Raw genomic sequence first — 19,168 nt, 5'->3', positions numbered from 1 at the left:
TTTTCATCTCCTCATCTATAAAAATGATATTTGTCATCAGCTGTTATGTGAAGGAGACCTTTGCCTTTCCCATCTATATTTATACAATGCACGATATTAGGGAGAATTTGTCCCCTTTCCTTAAGTTCAACAGGTTTTAATATTTCTTCTACTTCAAATCTATTCCCTGATATTTTTATTAATCCTTGATATGTATCAGAGGGGATACTTTTCCCATCATAAATAGGAGCTAAAATTCGTATTTGATTGTTTATTTTAAATATATCAAATGTATACCAAACAAAAGATGTTATCTTTTCTTCAGGATGCTCACTTTCCCATTCTTCAGAAGACCATATTTTGTTATTAGCAAACATAACTGTTTGATCAAGTTTGAGACGATTTTTGGACCACATTAGAAGATTAAATCCACTTGGACTTACATCTGACTGGGTTTCCATTATTACAAGTTGATTTTTACTTCTATTAAATATATCTCCAACGCAAACGAGTGTTGGAGGTGGAACAACACGAGGATCATAAAATCCCATTTTCCCTTTATCTGACCAAATTATTTTTATTTTTTCTTTTTGCCGTTTCAAAATAAATAAATATAACTTAAATCCTTCATCTTCTTCACCTTGTGAATTTTCTTGTGTATTCTTTGCAAATAATATAATCTCATTAATATCGTCATTATCAATGTCTCCTACTATTGCTTGATGTATTTCGTAATTTGATAGTTGAGGCAAGTTATACTCTTTTTTTAAAAATTTACCCTCTCCCCACTCATAAGTTTGAATAGAAGGACTTTTTATAAAAATTATTTCATCCTTTTTATCTTTGTTTAAATCACCACATACCCATAAATTTATTTCTTGAAATGGAATTTGATGAACAATATTTAAATTGTTATTTTCAAACTGTGCCGTCATAATAAAATTACCTGCTTGAAAAACAATAAATTCGTGCTCATTACCATAAATATCAGCAACAAAACCATAATAATTATTCGGCATTTCTTTAGGAAGTTCTCCAGAAAGAATATGTTTAAATCCTTCTATCTCATTTGCAAAAAGGTTAAGATTTTGTAATTCAAAAACAATAAAAATGAGTGTTAATAGAAAAACCTTTAATATTCTGACCATTGTAGTTCCATCTCCTCATAAAAGGCTTCATTTTCATCCGTCCGAACAATCTGGACTGTGGGGGCAATCTGAGTTCCTAGAGGAAGTCCCCACGGAATTCTTACCTGAAAATTAAAGTTGATAATACTTTTAGCAGGGATATTAGTAGGATTCCAACGGACGGTATGGAATGGATAACTATATATCCCACCTGGGGAAGTAGAGATAAACTCAACATCGGGTAAAACTGCTACAACAGACCTATTAAAAGCCTCCTTTAACCCACCATTTCTTAGAACAATCACATAGGTTATTATCTGGCCTGGACTTGCCCCATCAGGACCACAAATTCTAACATCCAGATCGGCCATAGGTGGCATAAGGGGGTCAATCCTTGTTATCGTTACCTCTGGAGGGTCCTCAAGGATTGCTAAGATGTAGCCATAGATTGGATTCTTAAGGAAACCATCAAGAGTCTTTTCTTTGACATAGGCATAACCCTCGCCCGTGCCCTCTTCAGAATTATATGAAATAACACAAAAACCTTCGTTTTCTATCCTGACTATAGTTAAGGTAAGAGTAATTTCCCCTTCTATCATTTTCTGCTCTAATGTTACGGTTTTATTTGATGCATCAGGTTCAGAAGATTCTATACTTCCCTTTATTGCCCTTGTGCTTAAAAAGACTTCATCCCCCATCTGGGTTAAAGTAAGGGTGCCAGTATAACTTGAGTCCTCAAAGACTAATTCCATTATTCCTGATGCATATCCCTCTATCACACCATTAAGGAATGAGACTGTTCCTTTTTGATAAGACATACCTTTAAACAAGCAATTGTTATTATCCATCGTAAGGGTTCCTTTGAAAAACCCCCTATCTGTGAATCCACCTGTCTTTATATTTATCCTCTTAAATTCATTGAAAACTATATTTGAATCCTCACTGGTTAGCATTAAATTCCTTTCTTCTATTGTTTCTGTTAAGGTCTTTTCGTTTGAATATGTAGATGAGCCGGTAAAGGAGATAATCACGGTAAATGTTCCTTGATACTCATAAGCACCAATGTCAACTATTCCATTTACTATTCTTGGATTGCCATCCTTGTCTTTTTCTTGAATTCCTGGAGCGGTATTTGAGCCTGCATCTATACAAAGTGAATATGGGGTAAGATGGAAATCTGTTTCACTTATAAATCGAGGATTCTCAGAGATGTCATGGGTCCCAGGAGAGCAATTGCAATAATTTTGGCTACCAGTTAACCCATTATTCCAGAGATTGTTATAATCAATGATTGGACTGCCAGATATTACATAGATACCATAAGAGTTTAAACTTGTTGTTCCAGTTCGGACGATGATGTTGTTAGTGATAGTTGGAGAGGAATTATTGCACCTGATACCCTCCCATTTATTTTCTGAAATTGTGTTATTGGTAATGGTTGGAGAGGAATTATTGTAGCACAAGATACCATCATCCCAATTCTCTGAAATTCTGTTATTGGTGATGGTTGGAGAAGAATTGTAGCAGTAGACACCCACCATGCTACTTTTTGAAATTGTGTTGTTGGTAATGGTTGGATTTGCATTATTTATGCAATATATTCCATCCCAGCCTGCTTCTCTGATGGTGAAACCGGTTATTGTTCCACCTGCGCCATCAAAGATTACTGCACTTACATATCCCAGCCCAGTTGTGGTAATTGTACAAACATTTGCCCCTGCTCCAATTAAACTAATACTTTTGTTGATATAAACTGACTCATTATAAATTCCAGGAGGAACAAGAATTGTTCCTCCTTCAAAGCAACTATCGACACCTCTATTAATACTCGTGTAAGGAGATTCTAATGAACCATTCTCTGTCCCTGAAGTATTATCCTTATTCACATAAATGGTAAGTGATTGGGTAGAAACCATTTTAAATTCTATATTAGAGATTTGGCCATTTATAAGAAGGTTCCTGTAAAATTGGTAATAACCTACAGATGATGCCCGAATGGTGTATGTTCCAAAAGGAAGATTGCTAATTGTAAAACTACCATTATTGTCTGTAATTGCCTCTCCTCTACATGGACTCTTTACTGGACTCTTTATTAAAATATCAGAGATTACTTTTACCAATGCATTGGAAATTGGATTGCCATTTGTATCAGTAAGTGTTCCCGAGATAGAATATAGACCTGTAGGGCTTCCTTGATATTCATAGGCACCTATGTCAACCCTGTCATTGATTATCCTTGGGTTTCCATCCTTATCTTTTTCTGGAATCCCTGGGGCTGTGTTTGAACCTGCATCAATACAGAGAGATTTAGAACTAAGGTGATAATCATCTTGCCCTATAAATTGAGGGTCAAAGGATATATTGTATAATCCAACAACACAATTGTAGTAATTATTGGTAGTAGTAGAACCATTTCCCCAGACACAGTTGTAATCAACAGAAGGATTACCAGAGCAGACATAGATACCATAGGAATCCGTACTTGTTCCATTTTCTGTAATAATATTGTTCATAATAGATGGGGAAGAATTATTACAGTAGATGCCATGATATCTATTTCGGACGATGATGTTGTTTGTGATGAATGGGGAGGAGGAATAATCGCAATAGATGCCCGCATAACGATTTCCTGATATTATGTTGTTGGTGATGGTTGGAAAAGAATTATATTTGCAGTGGATACCATAATTCAAATTCTTTAAGATTGTATTGTTGGTGATGGTTGGAGAAGAATTGAAACAGAGAATACCATCCTCCACATTCTCTGAAATTGTATTATTGGTGATGGTTGGGGAGGAGTATTCGCAGGAGATGCCATGCCTGCCATTCCCCGATATTATATTATTGGTAATGGTTGGAGAAGAATTGTTGCAGCATCTGATACCACCATTACCCCCATTCTTTGAGATTGTGTTATTGGTAATGGTTGGAGAAGAATTGTTGCAGTGAACACCCAGCAATCTACTTTCTGAAATTGTGTTGTTGGTAATGGTTGGATTTGCATTATTTATGCAATATATTCCATCCCAGCCTGCTTCTCTGATGGTGAAACCGGTTATTGTTCCACCTGCGCCATCAAAGGTTACTGCATTTACATATCCCAGCCCGGTTGTGGTAATTGTACAAACATTTGCCCCTTGTCCAATTAAACTAATACTTTTGTTAATATAAATTGCCTCATTATAAATTCCAGAAGAAACAAAAACTGTTCCTCCTTTAAAGCAATTATCAACACCTCTATTAATAGTCGTGTAAGGAAATTCTAATGAACCATTCTCTGTCCCTGAAGTATTGTCCCTATTCACATAAATGGTAAGTGATTGGGTAGAAACCATTTTAAATTCTATATTAGAGATTTGGCCATTTATAAGAAGATTCCTGTAAGATTGGTAATAACCTACAGATGATGCCCGAATGGTATATGTTCCAAAAGGAAGATTGCTAATTGTAAAACTACCATTATTGTCTGTAATTGCCTCTCCTCTACCTGGACTCTTTGCTGGACTCTTTATTAAAATCTCAGAGATTACTTTTACCAATGCATTGGAAATGGGATTGCCATTTGTATCAGTAACTGTTCCCGAGAGAGAATATAGACCTGTAGGGCTTCCTTGATATTCATAGGCACCTATGTCAACCCTGTCATTGACTATCCTTGTGTTTCCATCCTTATCTTTTTCTGGAATCCCTGGGGCTGTGTTTGAACCTGCATCAATACAGAGAGAATTAGAACTAAGGTGATAATCATCTTGCCCTATAAATTGAGGGTCAAGGGATATATTGTATAATCCAACAACACAATTGTAGTAATTATTGGTAGTATTAGAACCATTTCCCCAGACACAGTTGTAATCAACAGTAGGATTACCAGAGCGGACATAGATACCATAGGAATCCTTACTTATTCCATTTTCTGTAATAATATTGTTCATAGTAGATGGGGAAGAATTATCACAGTAGATGCCATGAGATCTATTTCGGACAATGATGTTGTTTGTGATGAATGGGGAGGAAGAATCGCAATAGATACCCTTATAACGATTTCCTGAGATTATGTTGTTGGTAATGGTTGGAGAAGAATCGAAACAGAAAATACCATCATAATTATTTCCTGATATTGTGTTGTTGGTGATTACAGGATTTGCATTATTTATGCAATATATTCCATACATATATGTTTCTCTGATGGTGAAGCCTGTTATTGTTCCACCCGTACCGTCAAAGGTTACTACATTTACATATCCCAGCCCAGTTGTGGTAATTGTACAAACATCCGCTCCTGCTCCAACCAGGGCAATACTTTTGTTGATATAGAGTGCCTCATTGTAAGTTCCAGTTCCAACATAAATGGTATCCCCAGTTGTTGCGGTATTTACTGCAGACTGGATAGTTGTATATGACCCTGGCACATACAAATCAGCCGCATAAACCCCTATATTTATACCTAAAATAATACCTACTGTTAAATATTTAAGAATCTTTTTCATGTGAATAGTTTTCCTTTTTTTCACCGCACAGACGCACAGACACAGAGAAAAAATTAAAATCTATTCACCAGAGACAGAAATTTCCTTTTTTGTGTGCATTTCAGGTCTTTCGTTGTTTATTAATCTTTTAATACTTACTTTCAGTCTTTTTAAACACCGAAAAACGCGAAAAAAAAAGATATCTTCCTCTCTGTTTCTCTGCGTCTCTGCGGTAAAGGATTACCTCAACGGTTACCAAAAACTTTATATTGTTATATCTACTTATAGAACGCTATACCAGTAATCAGTTATCGGTAAGCGGTTTTTTAACACCTTATCTGAGCTACTGATTACCTGATTACCGATAACCGATTACCTGATTTCACTTACGGACACATCTTATTTTTTCTTATCTTTCTTTTCCTTTTTCTCTTTACGCTTTTCTTCGATAGATTTTTGTGCCTTTTTCTTCACCTTACTTTTTTGCCCCATTATTTTTCCCTCCTCTTTTTTGGTAATTGGTTAGAGTTCTGCAAAACTAAGAAACTGTAGTTTTTAAGCGGGTATTTAAAACCTCTATTTTTATCAATTTCCTCCAAAGAGCAAAATGCAAAACTCGTTTATAGTTTATAGTGTATAGTGTATAGTTTATAGTTTATGGTTTATAGTTTATAGTCTATAGTCCTTCAACTATCTACTATCAACTATAAACTATCAACTATCAACTATCTTTGCCAAAGTTCAGTAAAATTATCTCTTTCCTTTCAGCGTTAAAATACTTGAAGCAAAGATATTACCAAATTCCTCCAACTCTTTGAGAAACCCTGCTACTTCCTTTTTGAAATTTGATTTGTAATTTTGCATTTTGATATTTAATATTTGATATTTATTTGTTGTCTCTCCCAAATCCTATTTTGCAGAACCCTATTTGGTAATTGGTAACTATTTACCTGAACGCTTATTCATTTTCCTCCCTCTCCGACAAAATAACTTGATTTGCGTTTAAACAACAGATTAAAAGTCGTCAAACTACCATAAATACGAGTAATATATTGTTGCATTTCTAGCTTTTCTTCATCGGTGAATTTAGTGTTTGAGTTAATTTTTTGTTCCAGGACTCTCAGTCGGTCGCGAATCATAACTATTTTGTGAAAAAATACTTCTAAAGGGATATGTTTTGGTGCAAGGTTTGTATTTTTAGGTCGTATGATTAATTCTCCACCTGTCCATTTTTCCCCAAATTCGATTTCTGCCTCTTTTAATGACAATTCTTCACTTAAGACTTCTTTGACAATCTCTTTTATCCTGTTATAATCTATTTCTGTAGGCAAATCTTTTTTCCCTCCAGTTTATTATTTTACAATAATCTAATCTAACTGTCAAGAAAAATTTAATAAATACTGTAATGCGTCACTGAAATGAGGGATTCCCCTGGAAAGTAGGAAGTAGGAGAGTAGGAAAGTAGGAAAGGGGGAGACATTGCCCCCAGAAGAGGAATACCGTGCACATCCTTTATCCCTTTCCTACTTACCTACTACCTACTTGCCTACTATTTTCATTGCTCTGTCCTCCGGAGGTTAATGTTCATCCCCCCAAATCACTGACGCCTTACTAAATACTAATGACTAATAATTTAATTGTAACCGTTCAGGATATAGCCACAGAGTCACAGAGAACACAGAGGGAATATATAACCACGAATGAACACAAATACAAAAAGATTTGTAGTGCGAGGCGTTAGATTCGCTTCTGGCAAGCCAAAAGGCGAACTTAAAGGTTCGCACTACATTTATGGGATGTCAGAGGTTAATTCGTATCCATTTGTGGCTAATTTCCTTAATTCTCTGTGAAGTCTGTGCCTCTGTGGCTGAACGCTTACATTTAATTTTCTTCCTCAAGAAATTGTTGTATTCTGATAATACTTTTTGCTTTGCCCGTAGAGGTATCAATTTCAACGATTACGCCGCCAATTTGACCTATACCTTTAGCCACTTCGAATCTTAATGGTATTTGAGTCAGGAATTTTTTTAAAACTATTTCCTTTTTTATACCAATAATTGAGTCTCGAGGACCAGTCATTCCGGCATCAGTAATATATGCGGTTCCTTCAGGCAATATTCTTTCATCTGCGGTTTGAACATGGGTATGTGTGCCAATGACTGCACTTACCCTTCCGTCTAAATACCAGCCCATAGCTACTTTTTCCGAAGTAGCCTCAGCGTGCATATCTACAATTATGTTTTTTGTCTTTTCTCTTATTTTAGTAATTTCAGGTAGGACGACCCGGAATGGACAATCTAATTCATCAATGAAAACTCTTCCGGCTAAATTTATCACACATAACAAGTCATTTTGGACTTTATAAAGATTATATCCTCTTCCGGGAACTCCAGTGGGATAATTAAGGGGTCTTAAGATATTTTCATTTTCTATTATTTCATAGACTTCTTTTTTACTCCAGACATGGTTACCACTGGTTAGAACATCTACGCCCGCAGTAAAGACTTCATTTGCTGTTTTTTGAGTTAATCCAAATCCGCCAGCAAGATTTTCACCATTGGCTACACAGAGGTCAATTTGATATTCTTGTTTAATCTTAGGTAATAATGCCTTAATTACCTGTCTTCCTTTTTTTCCGACAATATCACCTATAACTAAAACTCTCAAGATATATTCTGTCCCCTCCTTCAGGTAATCGGTAAAAGGTTTTTTCGTCACCGATTACTTTTTATTTTGCATAAACTACTTCACGGGTTTCTCTAATTATGGTTACTTTAACCTGACCTGGATATTCTAATTCTTCTTCAATCTTTTTAGCAATTTCTCTTCCCAGAGCAAATAATTCTGCTTCATCTATTTCGTTAGATGAGACGATAACCCGTAGTTCTCTACCAGCCTGGATTGCGTAAGATTTTTCTACACCACGAAAAGAAGTAGCAATTTGTTCTAATTTTTCTAATCGGCGGATATAATTTTCCAGGCTTTCTTTTCGGACACCAGGTCTTGCGGCCGAGACAGCATCTGCGGCTTGAATTAAGACTGCTTCTACGGTTTTTGGTTCAACCTCTCCATGATGAGCGGCGATAGCGTGTATTATTTCAGGTGATTCACCATATTTACGGCATAAATCGGCGCCAATAGAAGCATGTGAACCTTCTACGGTAGAATCGATTGATTTGCCAAGGTCATGGAGTAATCCGGCTCGTTTAACTAAAGGGACATCTACATTTAGTTCTGCGGCCATAAGAGCGGCTAATTGAGCAACTTCGATACTGTGTTGTAAGACATTTTGACCAAAACTGGTACGGAATTTCAATTTACCCAGTAAATACAGCATTTCCTTGTTAAATCCATGAACACCGAGATCAAAAGTAGCCTTCTCGCCTTCCTCTTTTAGTGATTGTTCTACATCCTTTTCTACTTTTGCAATTACCTCTTCAATTCTTGCGGGATGAATCCTTCCATCTGTAATCAATCGTTCTAATGAAATTTTAGCAATCTCCCTTTTTATGGGGTCAAAGCCCGAGAGTATAACTGCTTCTGGCGTATCATCAATAATCAAATCCACACCAGTCAAATTCTCAATGGTTCTTATATTCCGTCCTTCGCGACCAATTATTCTTCCTTTCATTTCATCACTTGGTAATGCAACTACAGAGACTGTAGTTTCAACTACCTGTTCAGCCGCGCATCTTTGAATAGCCTGAGAAATTATCCATTTAGCCTTCTTTTCCGCAGTGTTCTTTGCATCATCCTCTATCTCTTTTATCATTTTATTCGCTTCATGTCTAATCTCGCTTTCAATACTTTGAATCAACATCTTTTTGGCTTCATCACAAGTTAATCCTGAAATACTTTCTAATTGTTTAATCTGGTTTGATTTTAACCTTTCTATTTCCTTTTTTTCCTGCTGAAGTATATCTTGTAGATTTTGGTTTTCTTTTTCTTTTCTCTCTAATTTACCCAATTTTTGTTCTAAACTTTCTTCTTTCTGTCTAAGTCTTGTCTCTAATTTTTCAAGTTCAAGTCGTCTGTTTCGAGTTTCCCGTTCAAATTCAGTCTTTTCCTTATACAACTCATCTTTTGCTTCAAGAAGTGCTTCTTTTTTTACTCTTTGCGCATCTTCTTCTGCCTCAGCAAGTATCTGTCTACTTATTTCTTCAGCCGAAGAGGTTTTAACCTTTTCGAGATATTTACGACCCAGATAACCCAAAATAGCACACAGAAGCCCTGTAATAAGGACAGGTAAGATAATATTACCTTGCTCCACTATCTTTACACCCCCTTAAAATGGGTGATGTTCTATTGAAGTGTGTTTTTATGTCAAACCCCAGGAAGAAACAAAGGTGGGAAATTTGATTTGATAAATATTTTTATATTTTTTTCCTGTAATGGTTTTATTTATATACATTTTGTTTATCTCCTAACACTTAATCGAACACTACCCGAAATTTTTAAAATTCAAGTAATTATATAATACATTATTTTTTAAAAATTGTCAACCTTTTTTATTGACTTAAATGATATATTTTATTAAAATAGATATTAGAGGGTAGAAGAGTGAAGAATATATCGTTGGCAAAAAAAGATAATATTTTTATCCAGGCACTATCTCTATCATCTTTAATTTTATTTTTCTTGATGGAAATTATACTCCTGAATATTGATTTAAAAAGAATCTATCAATTGAAATCAGGAATGATAACAATCTGTGAGCAGTCAGCCTCTAAAGGTGCTTTTTATCTTTTAGAAGGAATTTCCAGGGTAAATTTGATTGTAAATGATTTTATTAAAAAAAGTGGTTTTGAGATAGATAATATTTTGATTAAAACAGAAGATTTGAAGATAGAAATCCTTTTAACTAAAAAAATAAGGCTTATCTCTGGGGTAATATTCGGTTTTAGTCACCAAAAGATAAATACACGGGCTGTCGCCTATCATCAACCTATGCAAAAAATATGGGAATTTGATACCAGGTCTCATATTCATTCTTCGCCTGTTATCCAGGAGGATATTTTATATTGCGGAGTGACTTCAGGATTTATGTATGCACTTGATATAACGACGGGCAGAAGATTGTGGAGTTTCGATACATCTTCCGGCATCCTCTATGATAAAAATGGCGTGGCAGTAGAATATGAAAATTATAAACTTAATCGAGGTGGCTGTTGTATTCAATCTAATCCCGTAATAAGTAATAATTGCCTTTACTTCACTGTAGTTAATGCTGAAAACAATCCACAGAGATTTACCTATCTTTATAGATTAGATACTATGACTGGTTCTCCGCAAGGGCTTTCGCCTACCTTGATTAGCGATGGCTATGGTCGAGAAGATTATATCTGGTGTAATTCTTCTCCAGTGATTTTCAAAGATACTTGTTATGTAGGCAGTGTGGAGGGAAAACTTTATGCCATAAATATTGACAGCGGTAAGATAATTGATAATTATTCTACTTCTGGCTCGATTATTTCATCACCATTGATTAAAGATGAAATTATTTACTTTGGCTCAAATGACGGTAAATTAAGGGCACTTAAGATACTCAGATCAGGAAAATTGGAATTAAAATGGGCATATCCCTGGACAGGCTCTTTAGAACCAATTAGATGCAAACCAACTATATTTGCCAACAAGGTATATTTCACCGCTGGAAAATATTATATCTATGCGGTAGATATTCAATCTGAGGAATTATCCTGGGCTTATGATACATCAGAGATAAATATTAGCCATTTTGATATTCTTTCTTCGCCAGTAATTCAAGTAACTTTTAACGGAGAAAAACTTATCCACTTTGGCACTGGAGAAGGTGTTGCAATTTGCTTAAAAGAAGATAATAATGAAGTTGAACTGAAATGGAGACGAAATTTAGGAGTTAAAATAGAATCTTCCCCGGTTATCTCAGATGGGATAATTTATTATGGAGTCAAATCTGGTCAGGATAAAGGATGTTTATTTGCCTTAAGTTCGCTGGATGGCACTATCCTGCAAAAATATTACATTAAAAATAACCTTCGTTCAACGCCGACAATTCATAATCAGATTTTATATTTTGGTGGCTGTGATTTCTGTATTCAGGCAATTAAAATGGAATAATGGGAACGCAGATAAACGCAGATTTTCAAGATTTTTTAGTTACCAGGATACAATTAAACTTTTAGTTATTTAACACTACCGAGTAATTAATCTTTGTGTCTTTATAGTATCATTTTAGTTTTTATTATCCTGATAATCTGCGAAAATCTGCGTCCTATTAACTTGACTGCCTACTGGTTACTTTTCTGGAGGTTATTATGAGATGGTTAATTATTCTCTCTATCGTAATTTCTTCAGGATGTAGTAAATCCTTTGATAATAAAGAAGTTATTGAGGATAAATGGTATATTTTCGTCGATAAGGAATATGGTCCAATAGAGCTAAAGGAACTTAAACTCTGGTGTGAAGAGGGAAGGGTATTGCCTGATACCCTGGTGAAAAAAGGCAAAATAGGGTATAAATTGGCTAAAGAGTTCTCAGAATTACAAGCGGTATTAACTAAAGATAGGTCGCAACACATTGAATCTCTCTCGGATAAAAAAGAAATACCTTTAATTCCAAATGTAACCTATGGGCTTCAACCTGAGGAAGATGAAGGTGAGTAAGGTATGATGTTAAATAAGATTTTAATAATAGTTGCCATTATCCTGGGTCTTTTTTTAGTCGGATTAATTACGGATGTCATCCGGCTACATTTGATAAAAAACAGAGTAGAAGGATATTTGGAGGAGATAATTAAAGAAGGGGCTATTTTAATCGATACACCCCGGGCGACTAATAAAAAGATAAAACAAATGGCAAAAAATTATGGTATTTTGTTAAATGATGAGGAAATAATTATCAGTCCCTCCCTAAATAAGATAACCATTAATAAATCCTTATCCATCAATACTTATTTTGCCTGGCTTGTTGGTAAGAAAACAATTACATTATTTCTCCAAAAACAGGCAGAGATTTTAAGAACGATTTGCCCTATTACTGAATTAGAAACTATTTCTCTGGGAATTATTCGACCTTCGGGGTTAAACTTTGGTTTTTTGTATAAACTTGCCAGACAGCCAGAAACGAATTTGTTGGAAGAAAAATTAGTCGGGCTGGATTTTGGGTCTGCATTTTCTAAAACACTTAAAGTAGGTAATATCTTTAACCTGCGTGAACTAAAAGAGAATGAATTGGAAGAATTAGTCAGCCTTTTTACTGGTGCTTGTAAAAGTGATTGTCGTATAAATAATTTCTCAGCACAATGTCCTAAATTATTAAAAATACCGGTTGTCGAAATTTTTAAACCTATCCCTTCAATGGTCAAAGTAGTAGGTTTTGCTTGCTTTTTTATCGAAGAAGGGGATAACGAAGTAATCACAGGTTACTTTGTTGAACATTATCAGCCTGGGCTTTCAGATGATAGGGTTAGCCACGATTTTGGTCTACGAACACGGAGTAAAATAGAGATAACTATTCACCACGAAGAACACAAAGGACACGAAGAAAATTAAATGGTCTCTGAAATTATAGCAGTTATTATTCAAAACTTTACTTAGAAATACAAATAATGTCCCATAGGGACAATATATCGGTAAATGGCTTTCCATAAATTTTCTACCAATATATCGTTCCTACGGAACTGATTGATTTGTCTATCTATTCCTACCGATATTATGTTCCTAACGGAACGATTATTCTCATGCCTTATTTATGGGTATTATCCTATGTAAACTTCCAGTTAATAACCGCTATACATTCCATCAACCGTAGTCCACAGCCGTAAATAAGTTTCCACCTGTGCAGTTAGAAATAAAAGGATAATTGATTAAACAGATTACATTTTTTATTGTAAGCGGATTAAACGGATTGAGCGGATTTTTTTTATTTCTTTTTCCGCTAAATCCGTTAAATCCGCTTACTAAATCCACCCGCTTACTATTAAAAATCTGCTTCCTTAATTTTCTACCTGCACAGGTCGAAAAAATTTATAATGCAGTAAAATAAAAACCGCTAATAGGCAGGATAATACTTAGGATGTTATTTTTCAGTATTTTCTAATTTTGATATTAAAATTCTTCTTGACAGAATATTTTATTTATGCTACTCTATAAATAGCCTAACTTATAATGCAGTAAAATAAAAACTGCCAATAGGCAGGATAATCTAAGGTTAGCCCATAACAACCCTATTTGTAAGAAAATCTAAATAAGATATAGAGCAGAAAGGAGAAATAAACATGGAAACGATTACTTACTCTAAGATTCAAAAATTAGTTAAACAAATCCCAACAACAAATCTTCAATGTGCATACAGTTTGTTGCTTGAATTGGCTGATAAAGAAACAGATGTGTCATCTCAAATCGATTTTATGCAGCTTCCTTTGAATGAACGACGTCAACTTATGGCACAACAAGCTGAGAAGATGGTAGCTCACTACGAGCAAACAGCAAACGAACGTCAAAAATGGCAAGCAGGAGATTTTATTTATGAGCATTAATCGTGGTGAGATTTGGTTAGTAAGTCTCGACCCAACCATTGGTGCGGAAATCCGAAAGACTCGTCCAGTTGTTGTTGTCAGTTCTGATTCCGTTGGTATGTTGCCCATTAGGTTGGTTGCTCCACTAACTGAGTGGAAGGATTACTTCGCACAAAATGTCTGGCATGTTAAACTGATGCCAGATAGCATAAACGGCTTAACAAAGACATCAGCTGTTGACACCTTACAACTACGTGGTGTTGATACTCAACGATTTGTTCAGAAACTGGGCATCATTTCCCCAGTAGTTATGAAATCAATTGTCGTAGCGATTGCCGCAGTGATTGAGTATTAGTTTGGTGTGTTTTTCGTACCGGTGGGTGGCTAACATAATCTCAAATCTGATAGTGCTGATGTTTTGTTTATGAATGTGGTAATATCCGTTTTCTGGATAACATCCCAAATGGAATGATATACAGAACTGTATAATCTCTTGTTAAAAAACGAGTAACAACCCAACTTCCATTAAAAACAAGGATTGAAACAACTTTAACAGGCAGGCAGGGAAATAAGGCGGAAAATAAAATGGAAAAAGTAAAAGTAAGTGAAGAAATAGATTCAGAATTAAGCGGATTCCTGATAGAAGAAGGGAGAATCTATTCTTCAGATTTTGAGAAATTGAAAGCAGAGAGATTAGTTAAACATTGGAGTGAGAAACTTGTGGAGGAATACTTCTTTGGGACAAAACCGGGTTGGCGGATTACCCTAGAGGGAATTCAGGCTTTGAAGCAAATGGGTTATGAAGTTCACATTCATACTCTTGCAGAGCAAACGCTAGAGCGAGAGCGAAAGCAAGAGCGGAAGCGTGAAGAATATAGACGGGCTAAAGAAGAAGAAAAAAAGCGGAAAGAGGAAGAAAAAGAAAGAAATGACTGGATTGCCTGGACAAAAAAGGAAGTGAATGAAGACGAAATGAATGAACATATCAATTATATTCGTTTAAATTATAGAGAGACTATCAGAAAGTTAGAAAGGAAGTTAACCAACTGGAAAGCTGCGGCAATATATTTTATGATACTGTGGGTAATAACTCTTATTGCTATATTTTTGACTGATAGGAAATTGCTTTTTCAAATTATAGAGAGACTATCAGAAAGTTAGGGGGAGATGGGGGTCAAACCGTGAATGTGGAATGCACAATAATTCGGTGAGGCAGAGGAAAAGGAAAAGACAGCGAATCAAAGCTTTTGTCTAACCCTGCGTTGCAGTTGACGGCGGGGGACTGTGCCGTGGTCAGAGTTTTGTGGTCTCTCAAAGTTTTATCTGGCTATCAAACTTTAGTGGTAATTCTCCCCGCCGCACCTGAACTCTATCGTTAAATTGTCAGAAAGCCATCTTAAAAAAATTAACTTCTTCCTACCTTTTATTAGATAATACACCACTTTACCACCTCTGTCAAGTATTTTTTCGCAAATCCATCAATTTTTAAATCCAAAAACCTATCCATTTGCTACCTCGCAAATGAGAACTTCTTGATTTTAAAAGACTTACTTTTGAAAAAGTCTTCGCAAATCGTGGTTGAGTTTTTTGTAACTATAGCAGTTATTAGTCAAAACTTTACTTAAAATTAAATGACGGATAACTACTTGTAGTGAATTATCAAATTTTTTAAGATTAAGTGGTTTATCCTTTTTTAACCGCAAAGAACGCAAAGAAATTAACCGCAAAGAACGCAAAGATTATAGGTTGTTCACCACCCTTTTAATTCCTTCCTTGAGTCTTAATACATTGAAATTTATAAGCAATCCTAATTTACAATTTGACAATTTTAAATAAGTTAATATCTGAGCTAAATGTATCTCTGTTAATGCCTCAAGAGATTTAACTTCTATGATTAATTTCTTTTCAACCAACAAATCTACTCTATAACCACATTCAAGTTTAACCTGTTCAAATGTCAATGGTAATGTTTTTTCTTTTTCAACCAATAATCCTTGTTCCGCAATTTTGTATGCTAAACATTCTTTATAAGCTGATTCAAGCAATCCAGGACCTAATGCATCATGAACTTTTATAGCCATACCAATAACGATATTTGAAAGTTCGTTTTCGTTCATAGACCTATTTCCCTTCCTTTGCGTCCTTTGCGAAATCTTCCTTTGCGCTCTTTGCGGTTAAATCTTTATACCTTTAAAAAACTTGAACATTGAGTATCAAGGATTGGTTCTATCAGATTCTAAAAAAGTTCCTCCAACAGTCTAATATTTTCGATTTGGGTTTTTAATTCAGGAATGTCATCATTAACTATTTTTCCACACTTCATCTATATCTATTCCAAAATATTCATGTGAGAGAATATCTCTGAGTCCTGCAATTTCTTTCCAGGCTAAGGAGTAGGGAAAAATTCAGGGAGTGAAGTTTTGAGGATGGTTTCCCAAATGTCAGTAATTTCCTGCATAAATAGAGTCTATAGCCTTGTGTCTGATGTCCAGTGTCTGAATCACAGGTTTCAGTACAGCAATTCTCGGTGAATGGAAGAACCGTGATTTAATGGGGTTTTGAGGGGGATGAGGGAAAATATTTTTCGCTGAGATTTTTATTTTATGGAGTGCGAAAGATTGCTTTCGCTTTGTTTCTCTTCAGTAGATAACGCTTGCTTTAGACGGACTCTGAAAGCGGTGGCTTGCCACCGCACTCCATAAAATTCACCGAGAATTGCTGGTTTCAGTAGAAAAATCTTGACAAAATTGATAATTATGCGTATAATTGAAGAAATTTGCAGAGGCTTTAAATTGCTTGGAGATGTTGAATCAATATCAACACATACACAAACTTATATTAACGACAAGGGCAAATGTGTAGTCCAAAGAAACAATCATGAGCTAAAAAATTCAGATATATTAACTACTTTAATGAAGTCATTAAAGACAGCAAAACTATAAATGACCAAAAGTGAAAGAAATTTCTATTAATAGAATTTCACGAAATTAAAAAGCAGGAAATCGGTAATTGATAACTAATTACCATTCACCAGTTACCATTTACCAGACTTAAGGAGGGAAAATAATGAAACAGCCATTTAAAGATGCCCTTAAATCAGGCGAATTTATCATTACTTCGGAGATTGGGCCGCCAAAAGGAACAAATATTGAGAAGATGGTTCATCATATTGAGATGTTGAGAGACAAAGTGCATGGGTTGAATGTTACGGATAATCAATCATCGGTAATGCGACTTTCTTCTCTTGCCGCCTGTCATATTATCAAGGATTATGGTGGTGAACCAATTTTACAAATGACCTGCCGTGACCGAAATCGAATGGCATTGCAGTCAGATTTGCTTAGCGCCTATGTGCTGGGTGTTCACAATGTCCTTTGCTTAACTGGAGACCATATTAGTCTTGGTGACCATAAAGGGTCCAAACAGGTTTTTGATTTAGATTCAGTGCAGTTAATCTCTGCGGTTAAAACTTTAACCCAGGGTAAAGACCTTGGCGGGACACAACTTGATGGAGGAGTAGAATTTTGTATTGGAGCAACTGCTACCCCAGAGGCTGACCGAATGGATTCCCAATTATTAAAATTCCGCAAAAAAATCAAAGCAGGTGCAGAATTTTTCCAGACGCAAGCCGTTTATAATATGGACATGCTTAAGAAATTTATGGAATATGCCAGACAATTTGATGTGAAGATATTAGCCGGTATTTTAGTCCTGACTGGCGTTGGTATGGCAAAATATCTTAATGCCAATGTTGCGGGCGTTACTGTTCCTCAAGAACTTATTGATGAAATGGCAAGCGTAGAAAAAGGTAAAGCACTCCAAAAAGGCATAGAAATTGCCGCCAGACAGATTAAACAAATAAAACAAGAAAATATCTGTTCAGGCATCCATATCATGGCTATTGGCAAGGAAGAGATTGTGCCAGAGATATTGGAAATGGCTTCTGTGTAACTGGTCAAAAGGGTTCATAAATAATTACAAGGGTTTAAATTGAATAAATGCAAGTAAAACATTACCTTGAATTTATCGCCGTAAAGATATTATCTGATTTAATTACTTCATTACCCTGGCGGATAAATTATTGGTTAGCTAATCGGTTAGGGGAAATTGGTTATATTTTGGATGCTAAAAGAAGAAAACTGGCGATTGATAATCTCACTCATGCATTTAAAGACCAATATGATAAAAAGCAAATTAAGCGATTGGCGATTAATGCCTTTAGAAATATGAGCAAAAGCCTGATTGAATTTATCTTATTCCCCAGACTTAATAAAGATAATGTGAATAACTTTGTGCGTATTAAAGGATTAGAAAATTTAGAGAGGGCTAAAAAAAAAGGTAAGGGGGTCATTATTTATAGCGGACATATAGGAAATTGGGAACTTATGACTGAAGCCTTAATACTTAAAGGCTATAATTTGAATCTTATGATTCGTCGTCAAAAAAATGTGTTCGTCGAAAAACTAATTCAACAGAAACGAACTAAGTTCAAAACTAAAACTATATTTCACACAGTCGCTCCAAAAGAGATTTTTCAAATTCTCAAAAATAATGAGATTATAACGATAATTGGTGACCAGGATGGCGGGAAAGGTGGAGTATTCGTTGATTTTTTTGGCAGACCTGCATCAACTCCTCCAGGGCCTGTAGTTTTTGCCATGCGGACTGGGGCAGAATTAATCCCTATCTTTGATATTCGAATAAAAAATAATCAACATCAGATTATTATCGAACCTCCCTGTCAATTAACCACTACCCCAAATATAAAAACCGCTATTGTGGAAAATACACAAAGATTAACAAAGAGGTTAGAATCATATATTCATCAGTATCCTGACCAATGGCTCTGGTTTCACAACCGCTGGGCAACAAAACCTGATAATTAACAAGTAATATCAATTCTAATTAATTTCTGCCGATTTAATCCAAGAGAACCAACACATAGAATTTAAGCGTTCATTGTCGTTAGTTACTTCCAGCCAAGCCTGGCAAGAAACATCCACTATTTCATCATAACCCTGATAAATTCGGTTACTAAGATAATATCTCCGTATCCAATCCCAAAGCCGTTCCACTGGATTTAATTCAGGTGAATAGGG

General features: G+C 35.4%; 18 protein-coding genes. 10 read left to right on the top strand and 8 right to left on the bottom strand.

Annotated features, from left to right (window positions below):
* Positions 1–11: 11 nt before the first annotated feature.
* From AB1422_00785 to AB1422_00775, 3 genes are all read right to left on the bottom strand, one after another.
* Positions 12–1,127 carry a VCBS repeat-containing protein gene (locus tag AB1422_00785; GenBank protein ID MEW6617883.1) on the bottom strand — a complete coding sequence of 372 codons (1,116 nt, stop codon included), beginning with the start codon at positions 1,125–1,127 and terminating at the stop codon, positions 12–14.
* Positions 1,112–5,593: a right-handed parallel beta-helix repeat-containing protein gene (locus AB1422_00780; GenBank protein ID MEW6617882.1), complete on the bottom strand. Its 4,482-nt coding sequence runs from the start codon at positions 5,591–5,593 to the stop codon at positions 1,112–1,114. The genes AB1422_00785 and AB1422_00780 overlap by 16 nt, the downstream gene beginning before the upstream one ends.
* A 941-nt stretch (positions 5,594–6,534) precedes the next feature.
* Complete coding sequence (locus tag AB1422_00775; protein ID MEW6617881.1) at positions 6,535–6,903, bottom strand: hypothetical protein; 369 nt, start codon at positions 6,901–6,903, stop codon at positions 6,535–6,537.
* 369 nt (positions 6,904–7,272) lie between these two features.
* Between AB1422_00775 and AB1422_00770 the strand changes: the two genes are divergently transcribed.
* Positions 7,273–7,422 (top strand): hypothetical protein, encoded by a 150-nt coding sequence (locus tag AB1422_00770; GenBank protein MEW6617880.1) that lies wholly within the window; start codon positions 7,273–7,275, stop codon positions 7,420–7,422.
* A gap of 31 nt (positions 7,423–7,453) precedes the next feature.
* On the opposite strand, the gene AB1422_00765 is transcribed toward AB1422_00770, so the two are convergent.
* The gene (locus AB1422_00765) at positions 7,454–8,239 is read right to left on the bottom strand and encodes a TIGR00282 family metallophosphoesterase (protein MEW6617879.1); all 786 of its coding nucleotides are present in this window, start codon (positions 8,237–8,239) and stop codon (positions 7,454–7,456) included.
* A 61-nt stretch (positions 8,240–8,300) separates the two neighbouring features.
* Positions 8,301–9,842 carry a ribonuclease Y gene (rny, locus tag AB1422_00760; GenBank protein ID MEW6617878.1) on the bottom strand — a complete coding sequence of 514 codons (1,542 nt, stop codon included), beginning with the start codon at positions 9,840–9,842 and terminating at the stop codon, positions 8,301–8,303.
* 290 nt (positions 9,843–10,132) lie between these two features.
* Between rny and AB1422_00755 the strand changes: the two genes are divergently transcribed.
* The 6 genes from AB1422_00755 to AB1422_00730 all read left to right on the top strand — a co-directional run bounded on the left by AB1422_00755 (position 10,133) and on the right by AB1422_00730 (position 15,230).
* Positions 10,133–11,671 (top strand): PQQ-binding-like beta-propeller repeat protein, encoded by a 1,539-nt coding sequence (locus AB1422_00755; GenBank protein MEW6617877.1) that lies wholly within the window; start codon positions 10,133–10,135, stop codon positions 11,669–11,671.
* A gap of 197 nt (positions 11,672–11,868) precedes the next feature.
* Positions 11,869–12,216 (top strand): hypothetical protein, encoded by a 348-nt coding sequence (locus AB1422_00750; GenBank protein MEW6617876.1) that lies wholly within the window; start codon positions 11,869–11,871, stop codon positions 12,214–12,216.
* Positions 12,217–12,219: 3 nt separating this feature from the next.
* Complete coding sequence (locus AB1422_00745) at positions 12,220–13,104, top strand: hypothetical protein (protein ID MEW6617875.1); 885 nt, start codon at positions 12,220–12,222, stop codon at positions 13,102–13,104.
* Positions 13,105–13,829: 725 nt separating this feature from the next.
* On the top strand, positions 13,830–14,090 hold the full coding sequence (locus tag AB1422_00740) for a hypothetical protein (GenBank protein ID MEW6617874.1): 261 nt from the start codon (positions 13,830–13,832) through the stop codon (positions 14,088–14,090).
* Complete coding sequence (locus AB1422_00735; GenBank protein MEW6617873.1) at positions 14,080–14,424, top strand: type II toxin-antitoxin system PemK/MazF family toxin; 345 nt, start codon at positions 14,080–14,082, stop codon at positions 14,422–14,424. The genes AB1422_00740 and AB1422_00735 overlap by 11 nt, the downstream gene beginning before the upstream one ends.
* 230 nt (positions 14,425–14,654) lie before the next feature.
* A complete protein-coding gene (locus AB1422_00730; protein MEW6617872.1) occupies positions 14,655–15,230 on the top strand; it encodes a hypothetical protein in 576 nt (191 codons plus the stop codon).
* A gap of 578 nt (positions 15,231–15,808) precedes the next feature.
* On the opposite strand, the gene AB1422_00725 is transcribed toward AB1422_00730, so the two are convergent.
* Positions 15,809–16,186: a GxxExxY protein gene (locus tag AB1422_00725; GenBank protein ID MEW6617871.1), complete on the bottom strand. Its 378-nt coding sequence runs from the start codon at positions 16,184–16,186 to the stop codon at positions 15,809–15,811.
* A gap of 183 nt (positions 16,187–16,369) precedes the next feature.
* Positions 16,370–16,426, bottom strand: coding sequence for a hypothetical protein (locus AB1422_00720; protein MEW6617870.1), 57 nt, complete (start codon positions 16,424–16,426; stop codon positions 16,370–16,372).
* A gap of 399 nt (positions 16,427–16,825) precedes the next feature.
* Here AB1422_00720 and AB1422_00715 point away from each other — a divergent pair, with 399 nt between their 5' ends.
* From AB1422_00715 to AB1422_00705, 3 genes are all read left to right on the top strand, one after another.
* Complete coding sequence (locus AB1422_00715) at positions 16,826–17,011, top strand: hypothetical protein (protein MEW6617869.1); 186 nt, start codon at positions 16,826–16,828, stop codon at positions 17,009–17,011.
* Between the two features lie 124 nt (positions 17,012–17,135).
* Positions 17,136–18,020 carry a methylenetetrahydrofolate reductase gene (locus tag AB1422_00710; GenBank protein ID MEW6617868.1) on the top strand — a complete coding sequence of 295 codons (885 nt, stop codon included), beginning with the start codon at positions 17,136–17,138 and terminating at the stop codon, positions 18,018–18,020.
* 47 nt (positions 18,021–18,067) lie between these two features.
* Positions 18,068–18,955, top strand: a complete 888-nt coding sequence (locus AB1422_00705; GenBank protein MEW6617867.1) for a lysophospholipid acyltransferase family protein — start codon at positions 18,068–18,070, stop codon at positions 18,953–18,955.
* Positions 18,956–18,970: 15 nt separating this feature from the next.
* Here the strand turns inward: AB1422_00705 and AB1422_00700 are convergent.
* On the bottom strand, positions 18,971–19,168 hold a 198-nt coding region (locus AB1422_00700; GenBank protein ID MEW6617866.1), incomplete at its 5' end, for an IS630 family transposase.

Source organism: bacterium, assembly GCA_040757115.1.
Classification (GTDB): domain Bacteria; phylum UBA9089; class CG2-30-40-21; order CG2-30-40-21; family SBAY01; genus JBFLXS01.
Note: the sequence above shows the minus strand (reverse complement) of the source record. Positions and strands in the feature narration are given on the sequence as shown.

What these genes read in the sequence shown, in the direction of transcription:
- AB1422_00705 (MEW6617867.1), top strand. Translation starts at nt 18,068, where the DNA reads ATGCAAGTAAAACATTACCTTGAATTTATCGCCGTAAAGATATTATCT.
- AB1422_00770 (MEW6617880.1), top strand. Translation starts at nt 7,273, where the DNA reads ATGAACACAAATACAAAAAGATTTGTAGTGCGAGGCGTTAGATTCGCT.
- AB1422_00730 (MEW6617872.1), top strand. Translation starts at nt 14,655, where the DNA reads ATGGAAAAAGTAAAAGTAAGTGAAGAAATAGATTCAGAATTAAGCGGA.
- AB1422_00715 (MEW6617869.1), top strand. Translation starts at nt 16,826, where the DNA reads ATGCGTATAATTGAAGAAATTTGCAGAGGCTTTAAATTGCTTGGAGAT.
- AB1422_00785 (MEW6617883.1), bottom strand. Translation starts at nt 1,127, where the DNA reads ATGGTCAGAATATTAAAGGTTTTTCTATTAACACTCATTTTTATTGTT.
- AB1422_00745 (MEW6617875.1), top strand. Translation starts at nt 12,220, where the DNA reads ATGATGTTAAATAAGATTTTAATAATAGTTGCCATTATCCTGGGTCTT.
- AB1422_00750 (MEW6617876.1), top strand. Translation starts at nt 11,869, where the DNA reads ATGAGATGGTTAATTATTCTCTCTATCGTAATTTCTTCAGGATGTAGT.
- AB1422_00740 (MEW6617874.1), top strand. Translation starts at nt 13,830, where the DNA reads ATGGAAACGATTACTTACTCTAAGATTCAAAAATTAGTTAAACAAATC.
- AB1422_00735 (MEW6617873.1), top strand. Translation starts at nt 14,080, where the DNA reads ATGAGCATTAATCGTGGTGAGATTTGGTTAGTAAGTCTCGACCCAACC.
- AB1422_00710 (MEW6617868.1), top strand. Translation starts at nt 17,136, where the DNA reads ATGAAACAGCCATTTAAAGATGCCCTTAAATCAGGCGAATTTATCATT.
- AB1422_00725 (MEW6617871.1), bottom strand. Translation starts at nt 16,186, where the DNA reads ATGAACGAAAACGAACTTTCAAATATCGTTATTGGTATGGCTATAAAA.
- AB1422_00780 (MEW6617882.1), bottom strand. Translation starts at nt 5,593, where the DNA reads ATGAAAAAGATTCTTAAATATTTAACAGTAGGTATTATTTTAGGTATA.